Here is an 11,972-nt window from a genome sequence, read left to right as displayed (position 1 = left end):
CCCGTTACCTACTCGATGATGCGCAGGGAGTAGTCGGTGGCGCGCACGTCCTTGGTCAGCGCGCCGACCGAGATGCGGTCGACACCGGTCTGTGCGAACGCGCGGATGGTCTCGTGATTGACGCCCCCGGAGACTTCCAGCAAGGCGCGGCCGGCATTGATGCGCACGGCGTCGCGCATCATCGGCTCGGTGAAGTTGTCGATCAGGATGGAGCGCGCACCGGCGGCCAGCGCCTCCTCCAGCTCAGCGAGCGTCTCTACTTCGACCTGCACCGACACGCCGCTGCCGAGCTGCTCGGCGGCGCGCAGGGCGGCAGTGATGCCGCCTGCCGCGGCAATGTGGTTTTCCTTGATCAGGATGCCGTCGTACAGCGCCAGGCGCTGGTTCTCGCCACCGCCGACCTTGACCGCGTACTTCTGCGCCAGGCGCAGCCCGGGCAAGGTCTTGCGGGTATCCAGCACGCGCGCATGCGTGCCCGCGACCAGGTCGGCGTAGCGCCGCGTGGCGCTCGCCACGCCGGACAGCAACTGCAGGAAATTCAGCGATGGCCGCTCGGCCGTCAACAGGGAACGCGCCGGCCCGGTAATCTCGCACACCACGGAATCCGCCTCCATCAGCGCGCCCTCCTCCTGCAGCCAGCGCACCTCCAGGGCGGGATCGACCGCGCGCATGCAGGCATCGAACCAGGGCCGGCCGCACAGCACGGCGCGCTCGCGCACGATGACGCGCGCTCGTGCCGGCTTGCCGGCCGGCACCAGCATGCCGGTCAGGTCGCCGCTGCCAACATCCTCGGCGATCGCGGCGCGCACATTGTCCTGCAAGGCCTCGGCCAGCGCTGCTCCGTAGCCGTCGAAAATCGGATTGATGCTGGCGGTGCTCATGCCGGGCCCACTCCCTGGAACAGCGCCTGCTCCTTGGCCAGGTCGGCCGACGGGCGCACATTGGTCTTCTGCGCAGCAGCGAAACCGAGCATGCGGTCGATGCAGGTGTGGGCCTGGCGCCCGAGCTGCGCGTCGACATGGATCTCGTTGCGGCCGGTCTCCAGCACCTCGGCCAGGTTGCTCAGCGCATTCATGGCCATCCACGGGCAGTGCGCGCAGCTCTTGCAGGTGGCGCTGTTGCCGGCAGTCGGTGCCTCGATGAAGTGCTTGCCGGGGGCAGCCATGCGCATCTTGTGGAGGATGCCGTTGTCGGTGGCGACGATGAATTCGGTGGCGTCCAGCGACTGCGCGGCCGCGATCAGCTGCGAGGTCGAACCGACCACGTCGGCCTGGGCCACCACGTTCGCCGGCGACTCGGGGTGCACCAGGATCCTGGCCTTGGGAAACTCGCGGCGCAGCAGATCCAGCTCGATGCCCTTGAACTCGTCGTGGACGAGGCAGGAGCCCTGCCACAGCAGCATGTCGGCGCCGGTCTGCTGCTGGATATAGCTGCCCAGGTGCTTGTCCGGCGCCCACAGGATCTTCTCGCCGCGGGCGTGCAGGTGCTCGACGATCTTGAGGCCGATGCTCGACGTCACCATCCAGTCGGCGCGCGCCTTCACCGCGGCACTGGTGTTGGCATAGACCACCACGGTGCGGTCCGGATGGGCATCGCAGAAGGCGCTGAACTCGTCGGCCGGACAACCGAGATCGAGCGAGCAGGTCGCATCCAGGTCCGGCATCAGGATGGTCTTTTCCGGGCTGAGGATCTTGGCGGTCTCGCCCATGAAGCGCACGCCGGCCACCACCAGGGTCTTGGCCGGGTGATCGCGGCCGAAGCGCGCCATCTCCAGCGAGTCGGACACGCAGCCGCCGGTTTCTTCGGCCAGGTCCTGCAGGTCGGCGTCCACATAATAGTGGGCCACCAGCACGGCATCGCGCGCCTTGAGCAAGGCGCGGATCCGCGCCTTGAGTTCGCTGCGCTCGGCGGCGTTCAGCGCCGGCGGCACCTTGGCCCAGGCATGGGCCACGCAACTGCCGCCGGCGGCGCCGTTGGCATCCGCCACGTTCGGCTTCTCGAACTCGACGGTCTTGATCGTCTGTGGGGTCATTTCGTACTACTCCCTCGGCTACTCCCGGTGCTTCCGGCTCTCCTCCCGAAGCGTCTCCTGCGCCCGCCGCCTGCGGCGTGCCCATGCGACCTGTCGGCAGGATGTGAGGGCAGTCTAGCGAAAAGAAAAGCCCCGCCAGGTGGCGGGGCTTTTCTTGAGCCTTTCGGGCGCGGGCCTGATTGTATCAGGCGTAGCGGCGCAGACGCAGGGAAAAGTCCTGCAGGGCCTGGATGCCGCTGGCCTCGGCGCGGTGGCACCAGGCCTGCAGCTGCTGCAGCAGCTGTTCACGCGTCAGGTTGGAGCGACCCCAGATCGCGGCCAGCTCGCGGCGCATTTCCACGAAGGTGTGCAGCGACTTGTTCTGCTGGACGATGTCGGCCAGCTGCTCGCGCTGCGTGGCAGCCAGCTTGCCCTCCTCGCGGTGGAACCACTTGCGAGCCGGCTTGAAGTCGCGGTAGGCAGGCAGGCTGCCGGCCTTCAGCTTCTGCAGCTCGTCCTTGTAGGCCGCCTTGACGGCCTTGGCGTAGCGGGCCATCACGTCGTAGCGGTTGGCGATGATCGCCTCCAGCGTGTTGTGGTCGACCGGACGGGCCTCGACCAGGCGTGCCTTGGGCGGCGTCTTCTTCACCTTGGCCAGACCCACTGCCTGCATGGCGCGGATATAGCCCCAGCCGATGTCGAACTCGTACCATTTGATCGAGAACTTGGCCGAAGTCGGGTAGGTGTGGTGGTTGTTGTGCAGCTCCTCACCGCCGATGATGATGCCCCAGGGCGACACGTTGGTCGACGCGTCCTCGCAATCATAGTTGCGGTATCCCCAGAAGTGGCCCAGGCCGTTGATGATGCCGGCCGCGTGGATCGGGATCCACAGCATCTGCACGGCCCAGACGGTCAGGCCGATGACGCCGAACAGCGCCACGTCGATGATCAGCATCAGGCCCACGCCCTGCCAGCCGAAGCGCGAGTAGACATTGCGCTCGATCCAGTCATCAGGGGTGCCATGGCCGAACTTGGTGATGGTCTCCTTGTTCTTCGCCTCGGCGCGATACAGTTCGGCACCTTCCAGCAGCACCTTGCGGATGCCGCGGGTCTGCGGGCTGTGCGGATCGTCCTCGGTCTCGCACTTGGCGTGGTGCTTGCGGTGGATCGCAGTCCACTCCTTGGTCACCATACCGGTGGTCAGCCAGAGCCAGAAACGGAAGAAATGCTGAGCGACCGGGTGCAGGTCCAGCGAGCGGTGGGCCATGCAGCGGTGCAGGAAGATGGTGACGCCGCAGATGGTGATGTGGGTCACCACCAGCGTGTAGATCACGATCTCCCACCAGGACCAGTTGGCAAGGCCGTTGGCGGCCCAGTCAAGAATAGAGTCGAACAAACCGTTCTCCATCGATTAAACAGGGTACAGCCATGCGACGCGGTGACGCAGCGCATGCGCGAAGCAGAAAAAGGACTGCAAATACGGTGATTGCGCTATATATCCGGCAGCGTCAGCCACGGGTCCGGCCTGACACGGCGGAGTCCCCTGCTGCGCCGCCCGGCGCCGCTCCCGGCAAGGAACCGGGGCTGGCGAGACGGGGCACGAGCCGCTGCAATCCGGCGGCTGTCTCATGTGGGGGTCGGGATGCCTGGGCAAACCACGACGACCGGCTATTTTACCGGATCGCGCGGTGCCGGACATCCGCTTTTTCCCGAGTTTGACGAAGCGCAACGGATTTCGTTCTATAAGCGCCTCTTATATCACATGAATCCATTACCATCTGCCCGATGCGGCACCTGCGCTGGCACGGCCGGGTCGGTCGCCAGGCCCGGCGCCTGCGCGCCGAGCACGCGCAGCTCGCGCTGCGGATAAGGAATGGAGATCCCGTGTTCGCGCAGCGTGCGCCAGATGGCGCGGTTCATCGCCGACTGCACACCGAGCTTGCCGTTCTGCGGGTCGGCGATGTAGCCGGCCACCTCGTACTCGATGCCGCTGTCGGCAAACTGCACCAGGAAGGCGCTCGGCGCGGGGGTTTCGAGCAGGCGCGGAATGCCCCGCACGCAGTCGGCCAGCAGTGCCAGCACGGTCTCGGGATCGCTGTCGTAGTCGGCCTGCACGCGCGTGGCCACGCGCACATTGGTATTGGAGAAGGAGTGGTTCTGCACCGCCTGCGCCACCAGCTGCTCGTTCGGCACCAGGGTCTCGCCATCGCCGTTGCGGACCACCGTGTAGCGGGTGCGGATCTGCGACACGATGCCGGTGTACTTGTCGACCGTGATCTGGTCGCCCAGCTTGACCGAATGGTCCAGCAGGATGATGAAGCCCGAGATGTAGTTGCTGGCGATCTTCTGCAGGCCCAGGCCCAGCCCCACGCCCAGCGCGCCGCCGAACACCGACAGCACGGTCAGGTCGATACCGACCAGCGACAGGCTCAGCAGCAGGGAAACCAGCAGCAGCAGGGCCTTGGAAATGCGGCTGAGCACCATCTTCAGGTTGCTGTCCAATCCGCGCGAGCGCATCAGCCGTTCTTCCAGCCAGGAGCCGAACCACATCGCGATCAGCACCGTCAGCAGGATCCAGACCACCGCCATCAGGGTGTCGGCGAGGTTGACCTGCTGCTTGCCGCCCACCGAGAAACGCACCGTCTCCATCCAGCCGACCACATCCCACAGCACGCCCAGCACGTAGAGCAGCATGGACGCCCACACCAGCGTAGTCAGCACCTTCTCGACCAGCATCAGCAGCCCGTGCAGCTGTCCCTCCCCGGACAGCACCCGGCGCAGGATATAGAAGGCGATATAGAGGAAGGTGATGCCGAACAGCGGCACCAGCGCGAGCCGCAGCACGCTGACCGACATCAACTGGGCCAGGCTGAAGCGCGCTGCCAGAACCAGCAGCCAGCCGCACAAGGGGAAGATGGCGCGTTCGAGGCTGGCGGCGGCGAAGCGCAGCGCAAAGCTGGACTCCTGGTAGTGCCGCTCCAGGCGGCGCACTACAAGGCGCGCCAGCATCCAGGCGACGCCCAGGCAGGCGGCGAGTACCGCCAGTTGCCAGATGAAGCCCGGGCCGCCCGCATCGCGGATCAGGTCGTCCAGCATCTTGCCGAACATCGAATGCGTGGCCTTCAGGTCGGTCACCTTCAGGTCGGTCAGGGTATTGCTGTTCATGGAGGAGTCCTTGCGGACGTAAGCCGGGACAGGGATCAGGATCAGCGCGCGCCGCCGTCCACCGATGCTCCGTAGGGCAGCGCCTCGTCGGCGTGCCGCTGCCAGTTGCGCGCGTACAGGCGCGCGAGTTCGGCATGGCCGCGCAGCACAAGCACGTTCTCGGCGTTCTTGCGCTGGGCGCCCTGCGTGAAATTGAAACTGCCCGTGACCAGCACGGGCTCATCGCCGTCGGCGTCGATCACCACGACCTTGTTGTGCGCGTTGGCGAAACGCACCTCCAGCCGCACCGGGATGCCGGCGCGCGCCAGCTCCGGCACGCGGCTGCCGCCCTGGCGCATCATCTGCTCACGGTCGGCCAGCACACGGACATCGACGCCGCGCCCGTGCGCCGCCACCAGGGCACGCACGATGGCGCGGTTGGACAGCAGGTAGGCCTGCACCAGCACCTGCCGGCGGGCCTCGCCGATGGCAGCGGCGATCAGGCCTTCGACATCGTCGCCCGGCGTGAAAGCCGCCTGCACGGTGCCTCGCGCCGGCAACTCCGGCGGCGCGGCCACGGCCGGCAGGGCGGCGGCCGCCAGCAGCAGCCAGCCCGCGCCCAGCAGTGCCGGCAGGCCCGCCGCACGGATGCGCTTTCTCTGACGCAATGGACTAGCGCAGGCGCTCGAGCACCGCGGCAAAGAAGCCGTCGGTCTGGTGCAGCTGCGGGTACAGGGCGAACATCTCCCCGTCGGCCGCGGACGGGGCCAGCGCGATCTTCTGCTCGGCCAGCACCTCGGCGGCCGGCACCAGGCGGAAGTCCGGATGGGCGGCCAGGAAGTCGCGCACGATGGCCTCGTTTTCCGCCTCGAGCACGCTGCAGGTGGCGTAGACGACACGGCCGCCGGCCTTCACCAGGCGTGCGGCGGAGTCCAGGATGGCGCTCTGCTTGGCGCTCAGTTCCAGGACCGACTGCGGCGTCTGGCGCCACTTCAGGTCGGGATTGCGACGCAGGGTACCCAGGCCGCTGCAGGGCGCATCGACCAGCACGCGGTCGATCTTGCCGGCCAGGCGCTTGATCTTGGCATCGTGCTCCGAGTCGATCAGCACCGGGTGCACGTTGGACAGGCCGCTGCGCGCCAGGCGCGGCTTCAGGTTGGCCAGGCGCTTCTCCGACACGTCGAAGGCGTAGAGCCGGCCGGTGGAACGCATCGCGGCGCCCAGGGCCAGCGTCTTGCCGCCGGCGCCGGCGCAGAAGTCCACCACCATCTCGCCGCGGCGCGGCGCCAGCAGCTGGCACAGCAACTGGCTGCCCTCATCCTGCACTTCGACCAGGCCGTTGACGAACAGCGGCAGCTTGTTCAGCGCCGGCTTGCCCGACAGGCGGATGCCGGCCGGCGCCATCGGCGTCGGCTCGGCGCGCAGACCGGCCGCGGCCAGTTCAGCCAGGGCGTCTTCACGCGAGCCCTTGAGCGTGTTGACGCGCAGGTCCAGCGGCGCCGGGCGCAGCCAGGCATCGGCCAGGGCAGCCGTAAAGGCCTCGCCATGGTGCTTGACCAGTTCGTCGAACAGCCATTCCGGCAGGTTGGCGCGCACGCGCGGCGCCAGGCTGGCACGCTCGATGGTGGTGAGGCGGTCGAGCCATTCGGCCTCCTCGGGCGACAGCAGGGACGTCAGGGCGTCACGGCCCTGGGTCGCCGCCAGGCCGAGCAGGGCCAGCCGGCGTGCCGCGGCGCCCGAGCCGCTCTCGGCGAACTGGGCGAACTCGACGCGGCGGCGCAGGACGGCGAACACCGCCTCGGCGATGATGCCGCGCTCGCGGTGCCCCAGCTTGGGGTTCTCGCGGAAATAGTGGCTGACCACGGCATCGGCCGGACGCGCGAACAGCATGACCTTGCCCAGCAGGCGGTCGATGTGCTGGACGTGCGAGGGATGCAGGCCGTGGCCCGCGCGCGTTTCGCCGGCGCCGGCGCCGGCTTCGCGCGGGCGGGCGGGCTGGCGCAGCGGCGAGGCCTTGCGCCCCTTGCCGCGCGAGGGTTGGCGCTCGTCGCGGCCGTCGCGGCTGCGGCGCGCGCCGCCGTTATGGTTGTTGTCCTGGCGGTTCATTGCAGCACCTCCGCGGCTTGCAGTCGGACCAGCAGTTGCGACTCGGGCGGCTCCACCTCCACCCTCCCGTCCTCGACGCGCAGGCGGTCCTGCACGAACCAGCGCACGGCGCGCGGATAGATCCGATGCTCGCAGTCGAGCAGGCGCGCGGCCAGCGACTCGGGCGTGTCGCCCGGCAGTACATCGATGGCCGCCTGCACGACGATGGGACCGTGATCGAGGCGGGGCGTGACGAAATGCACTGAAGCACCGTGCAGCTTGACGCCGGCCTCCAGCGCCTGGCGGTGGGTATGCAGGCCCGGGAAGCTGGGCAGCAGCGAGGGATGGATATTCAGCATGCGGCCGGCGTAGTGCTCCACGAAAGAGGGGGTCAGGATGCGCATGAAGCCGGCCAGCACCACCAGGTCGGGGGCATGGGTGTCGATGACGGCGGCCAGGGCCGTATCGAAGGCTTCACGATCGGAATATTGGCGGTGGTCGACCACCGCGGTGGCGATGCCCTGGGAAGCAGCGAAGGCCAGGCCCGCCGCGTCCGGCCGGCTGGCGATCACGGCCGCCACGCGGGCCGGCCAGCCCTCGCTGGCACAGGCACGGACGATGGCTTCCATATTGGAACCTCGCCCGGAAATCAGAATGACGATGTTTTTCATCGCGCAATTCTACCAAGGCGGCGCCCCATTCCCGCCGCAAATCGCGCGCAAAACCCGCCCGATTACGGCTCAGTAGGCACTTAAAACACCGGAAACCCGCGCCGCAGGCCGGCTTTAGCACAGTGGACACAGTCCGGCTACCCCCGATTGATGGATTGTGACGCCTCGCCCCCTCTGCTAGGATGGCCCTACGTCCACGCGTCAGTTTTGTCTTAGAAATGGGACATTATTGGTAACAAAAAAGGACGAGACGGGAAATTAGACGGGAATAAGCATGTCGAACGCAGCACCGACGTTGTTGGTGGTCGATGATCATCCTATGGCCCTCTCCGGGACTACCGCCTTCCTGGCGGAAGTCATGCCCGATGTCGCCGTCCACGCGGCCGGCAGCGCGCGGGAGGCTCTCAACAGCCTGCATGAAGGCCTGCGGCCGGATATCGTCCTGCTGGACATCTGGCTGAACGACGGCACCGGCTTCGATGCCATGCAGTCGTTCAAGACGGTCATTCCAGGCGCGCGCTTCATTTTCATGTCGGCCGAGGCCACGCCCGAGATCGTCGGGCGCGCCCGCGCCCTGTCGGCGTGCGGCTTCGTCGGCAAGCACCTGGACGCCAATGCCTTCACGGCCGCGGTGCGCAAGGTGCTCGCCGGTGACACCGCCTTTCCGACCGATGAAGCCCTGAACGGTCGAGCCCAGTCCTTCGGGCCGGCGCACGGCATCCCGGTTACCCCGGCCGAGCTCGGCCTGACGCCGCGCCAGGGCGCGGTGCTGGCACTGGTGCTGGAGGGGTTGCCGAACAAGGTGATCGCGCGGCGCCTGGGCCTGACCGAGAACACGGTCAAGGAGCACGTCTCCGCCATCCTGCAGCGCCTCGGCGTGCGTACCCGCATGCAGGTCATGTCGCGCATGGAGCGCTTCCGCCTGCGCCAGTGAGCGCCTGCGCCCCTCCCGGAGGGAGGCGGCGCGCTCCGGACCGTCCCGGACCGATCAGGCCGGACGCAGCCAGCGCCTGAGCAACAGGCGCAGCGAAGCCGGGTCGACCGGCTTGGACAGCACGAAATAGCCCGCCTCTTCGGCCGCCGCCAGCGCGTCGGACTTCAGGTCGCCGGTCAGCAGGGCGCTGCGCGCCTGCGGTTGGGAATTCTGCCAGCGCTCGAGCAGGTCGAGGCCGTTCTCGCTGCCCGGCAGGCGCAGATCGCAGAAGATGATGTCGGGCCGCAGCCCCTGGGCCAGCAGGCGATCGGCATCGGCACCGTGTGCCGCGCAGGCGACACGGATCCCCCAGGCTTCCATCAGCGCGATCCACGCCGTGCGGATCTGGCTGTCGTCGTCGACCACCAGCACGGTGCCGTGCAGGGTCTCGATCCGGGCATCCTCGGCACGGGCGGCGTCGCGCCCGGCACGGATGGTCGCCACGGTGTCGGCCGGCACCGGCGCCAGCGCGAACCAGAACACCGATCCGCGCCCCGGCACCGAGCGCACGCCATAGGTACCGCGCATCAGGCGCACGCATTCCTTGAAGATGGCCAGCCCCAGCCCCAGGCCCTGGGACGGGTCGCGCTGCGGATTGTGGACCTGATAGTAGGGCGAGAAGATGTCGGGCAGGTGCTCGGGCGTGATGCCGGCACCGGTGTCCCACACCTCCACCCGCACGTGCTTGCGCCGCTGCCGCGCGGTCACCAGCACGCCGCCGCGCTTGGTATAGCGCAGCGCGTTCTGCACCAGGTTGAACAGCGCGCGGCGCAGCAGCACCGGCTCCGCCATCGCATACAGTTCGTCGGGGACGCGCGAGGTCAGGGACAGGCCACTCTCGCGCGCGTCGGCGGCGAACTGGTTGATCACGTCGCGGATCAGGCTGCCGACCTCGCAGGGTTCGAGCGTCGGCAGCACCTTGCGTCCCTCCAGCTTCGACAGGTCGAGCAGGGAGCGGAACAGCAGGTCGATGGTCTGGGTGCCCGCTGCCACCTGCTCCACCAGCGGATGCAGCGACGACGACTGGTTGCGTGCGCGCAGCGCCTCGACCAGCATCACCAGCGCATGCACGGGCTGGCGCAGGTCATGGCTGGCGGCGGCCAGGAAACGCGACTTCTCCTCGCTGGCATGCAGCGCCCGCTCCTTTTCTTCCTGGAAGCGCTTGGCCAGGCGCCGGCTGTCGCTCTCGAGCTGGATCGCACGAACCAGCGCATGGTGCAGATTGAGTGCGTGGCGCGCCAGCATCAGCATATAGACCAGCAGCAGCATCTGCACGTAGACGCCGTGGCCGGGAAAGGCCAGTTCCGCCAGCAGCACGTTCGGCACCAGGATCGGCACGCCCGCATAGATCAGGTTGCTGGGCACCGGCGACTGGGCCGTCACGCTGCCGGCCAGCACGCCCAGGGTCAGCAGGTAGAGCACGCTCGAGAAGACGGTCGAGCTGGTATAGAAGTGCAGCAGGGCTGAGCTGCCCCAGGCCAGCCCGGTCAGGAAGGCCAGCACCCGCATATGCGTCCACCACTTGCGCGTGTGCGCCGAGCGGCTCATGGAAGTGGCGTCGCGCCGGTAGCCAAGGTAGAACCAGGCTGCTCCCAGCGACAGGACCAGCATCACCGCGCACCAGGCCAGCAGCGCGCCCTGCACGGCGGCGCGCCAGAAGGCGAAAGTCGTCAGCAGCGGCAGCAGCACGGAGGCTACGATGCCGGTCGGCGTGACGCGATGGACGGTGGCAAGCAGCTTCGCGCGGGTCTCGACGTCGAGCGGAGGGCCTGGCGGCGGCAGGAATCGGTTGAGCAGCGCGTTCAAGAGGAGGCGTGAGCAACAATGCGATCGGCCATATCATGCCCACTTTTGTCGCGGGGCGCCACGCCGGAAGGGCTTGTCCGGCACAAAAATCCCGATTCCGGGGCGCCAGGTCTGGGCACGCGGCGTTGCCGGACTTCCATTCGACTTATAATGCTCGCTTTACCCGAACGCTTGTCGCCGTCCTCGTGAAAGTCTTCCGCGGCCTGCCCAACGCCGAGAGCCGCGCGCCCTGCGCGCTGACCATCGGCAATTTCGACGGTGTGCATCGCGGCCACCAGTCGCTGCTGGCGCGCGCGCGCGCGGCGGCCGACGCGCGCGGCCTGCCGCTGTGCGTGATGACATTCGAGCCGCATCCGCGCGAGTTCTTCATGCCGGAGCGCGCACCGACCCGCATCGCCCTGCTGCGCGACAAGCTGGAGAGCCTGCGCCGCAATGGCGTCGACCGCGTCGTGGTGGAGCACTTCAACGCCCACTTCGCCGGCCAGTCACCACAGCAGTTCGTCGAGAACGTGCTGTGGCACGGCCTGCATGCGCGCTGGGTACTGGTGGGCGACGACTTCCGCTTCGGCGCCAAGCGGGCCGGCGACTTCGCCTACCTGCAGCAGGCCGGCAAGCACTTCGGCTTCGACGTCGAGCAGATGGGCTCGGTGTCCGAGGGCGGCGTGCGCATCTCCAGCTCTGCGGTACGCGAAGCGCTGGCGGCGGGTGACCTGGAACATGCCCGGCGCCTGCTCGGCCATGGCTATGCGATCAGCGGCCACGTCATCCACGGGCGCAAGCTCGGGCGTGACCTGGGCTTTCCCACGCTGAACCTGCGCATCTCGCACAAGCGCCCCGCGGTCAATGGCATCTTCGTGGTCCAGGTGCACGGCCTGGCCGACCATCCGCTGCCGGGCGTGGCCAGCATCGGCGTGCGCCCCACCATCGAGGACGCCGGCCGCGTGCTGCTGGAAGTCCACTTGTTCGATTTCAGCGGCGACCTGTACGGCAAGCTGGTGCGGGTGGAGTTCATGAAGAAGCTGCGCGACGAAGCCCGCTTCGACAATCTCGACCAGCTCACCGCAGCCATTGCCAAGGACAGCGCCGAGGCCCGCGGCTTCTTCGGCCTGACGGTGCCGGGCACGCCCGAACCGGGCGCCGGTCGCGACTTCGCCACCTCCGCGACCGACCGAATTAGCTAGCGGCCGCATCCCGCCAGGCGGCGGGACGCGGAGTCGCCCGCACACGCACCCACAGCCAACTCCGCGCCGGCCCGGGCCGCCAGCCCGCCGCGCGCCAGACG

The 11,972-nt window shown here is 68.1% G+C and carries 10 protein-coding genes; 2 read left to right on the top strand and 8 right to left on the bottom strand.

Annotation, left to right across the window (positions count from 1 at the left end; genetic code table 11):
* Window positions 1-8: 8 nt before the first annotated feature.
* From nadC to purN, 7 genes are all read right to left on the bottom strand, one after another.
* Complete coding sequence (gene nadC / locus BKK79_RS14735) at window positions 9-881, bottom strand: carboxylating nicotinate-nucleotide diphosphorylase (RefSeq protein WP_071015164.1); 873 nt, start codon at window positions 879-881, stop codon at window positions 9-11.
* Window positions 878-2,032 (bottom strand): quinolinate synthase NadA, encoded by a 1,155-nt coding sequence (gene nadA, locus BKK79_RS14730; RefSeq protein WP_071037932.1) that lies wholly within the window; start codon window positions 2,030-2,032, stop codon window positions 878-880. The genes nadC and nadA overlap by 4 nt, the downstream gene beginning before the upstream one ends.
* A gap of 184 nt (window positions 2,033-2,216) precedes the next feature.
* A complete protein-coding gene (locus BKK79_RS14725; RefSeq protein ID WP_071015170.1) occupies window positions 2,217-3,407 on the bottom strand; it encodes a DesA family fatty acid desaturase in 1,191 nt (396 codons plus the stop codon).
* 362 nt (window positions 3,408-3,769) lie between these two features.
* Window positions 3,770-5,176: a mechanosensitive ion channel family protein gene (locus BKK79_RS14720; protein ID WP_071037931.1), complete on the bottom strand. Its 1,407-nt coding sequence runs from the start codon at window positions 5,174-5,176 to the stop codon at window positions 3,770-3,772.
* Window positions 5,177-5,217: 41 nt separating this feature from the next.
* Window positions 5,218-5,805 carry a phospholipase D family nuclease gene (locus BKK79_RS14715; RefSeq protein WP_071016563.1) on the bottom strand — a complete coding sequence of 196 codons (588 nt, stop codon included), beginning with the start codon at window positions 5,803-5,805 and terminating at the stop codon, window positions 5,218-5,220.
* Window positions 5,806-5,827: 22 nt separating this feature from the next.
* Entirely contained in the window at window positions 5,828-7,261 is a 1,434-nt protein-coding gene (locus tag BKK79_RS14710; protein ID WP_071015173.1) for an RsmB/NOP family class I SAM-dependent RNA methyltransferase, read from the bottom strand.
* Window positions 7,258-7,911 carry a phosphoribosylglycinamide formyltransferase gene (gene purN / locus BKK79_RS14705; protein ID WP_071015176.1) on the bottom strand — a complete coding sequence of 218 codons (654 nt, stop codon included), beginning with the start codon at window positions 7,909-7,911 and terminating at the stop codon, window positions 7,258-7,260. The genes BKK79_RS14710 and purN overlap by 4 nt, the downstream gene beginning before the upstream one ends.
* 274 nt (window positions 7,912-8,185) lie before the next feature.
* Between purN and BKK79_RS14700 the strand changes: the two genes are divergently transcribed.
* Window positions 8,186-8,845, top strand: coding sequence for a response regulator (locus BKK79_RS14700; RefSeq protein ID WP_071015178.1), 660 nt, complete (start codon window positions 8,186-8,188; stop codon window positions 8,843-8,845).
* A 54-nt stretch (window positions 8,846-8,899) separates the two neighbouring features.
* Here the strand turns inward: BKK79_RS14700 and BKK79_RS14695 are convergent, their stop codons facing one another.
* Window positions 8,900-10,690: a hybrid sensor histidine kinase/response regulator gene (locus BKK79_RS14695; RefSeq protein WP_071015180.1), complete on the bottom strand. Its 1,791-nt coding sequence runs from the start codon at window positions 10,688-10,690 to the stop codon at window positions 8,900-8,902.
* Between the two features lie 185 nt (window positions 10,691-10,875).
* Between BKK79_RS14695 and BKK79_RS14690 the strand changes: the two genes are divergently transcribed.
* Window positions 10,876-11,871 (top strand): bifunctional riboflavin kinase/FAD synthetase, encoded by a 996-nt coding sequence (locus BKK79_RS14690; protein ID WP_071015183.1) that lies wholly within the window; start codon window positions 10,876-10,878, stop codon window positions 11,869-11,871.
* The last annotated feature ends 101 nt before the right edge of the window (window positions 11,872-11,972 follow it).

It is taken from the genome of Cupriavidus sp. USMAA2-4, assembly GCF_001854305.1.
In the GTDB taxonomy this organism is placed as follows: domain Bacteria; phylum Pseudomonadota; class Gammaproteobacteria; order Burkholderiales; family Burkholderiaceae; genus Cupriavidus; species Cupriavidus malaysiensis.
Note: the sequence above shows the minus strand (reverse complement) of the source record. Positions and strands in the feature narration are given on the sequence as shown.

Coding starts and splice junctions, on each gene's coding strand:
- nadC (WP_071015164.1), bottom strand. CDS start 881: ATGAGCACCGCCAGCATCAATCCGATTTTCGACGGCTACGGAGCAGCG.
- nadA (WP_071037932.1), bottom strand. CDS start 2,032: ATGACCCCACAGACGATCAAGACCGTCGAGTTCGAGAAGCCGAACGTG.
- BKK79_RS14720 (WP_071037931.1), bottom strand. CDS start 5,176: ATGAACAGCAATACCCTGACCGACCTGAAGGTGACCGACCTGAAGGCC.
- BKK79_RS14710 (WP_071015173.1), bottom strand. CDS start 7,261: ATGAACCGCCAGGACAACAACCATAACGGCGGCGCGCGCCGCAGCCGC.
- purN (WP_071015176.1), bottom strand. CDS start 7,911: ATGAAAAACATCGTCATTCTGATTTCCGGGCGAGGTTCCAATATGGAA.
- BKK79_RS14700 (WP_071015178.1), top strand. CDS start 8,186: ATGTCGAACGCAGCACCGACGTTGTTGGTGGTCGATGATCATCCTATG.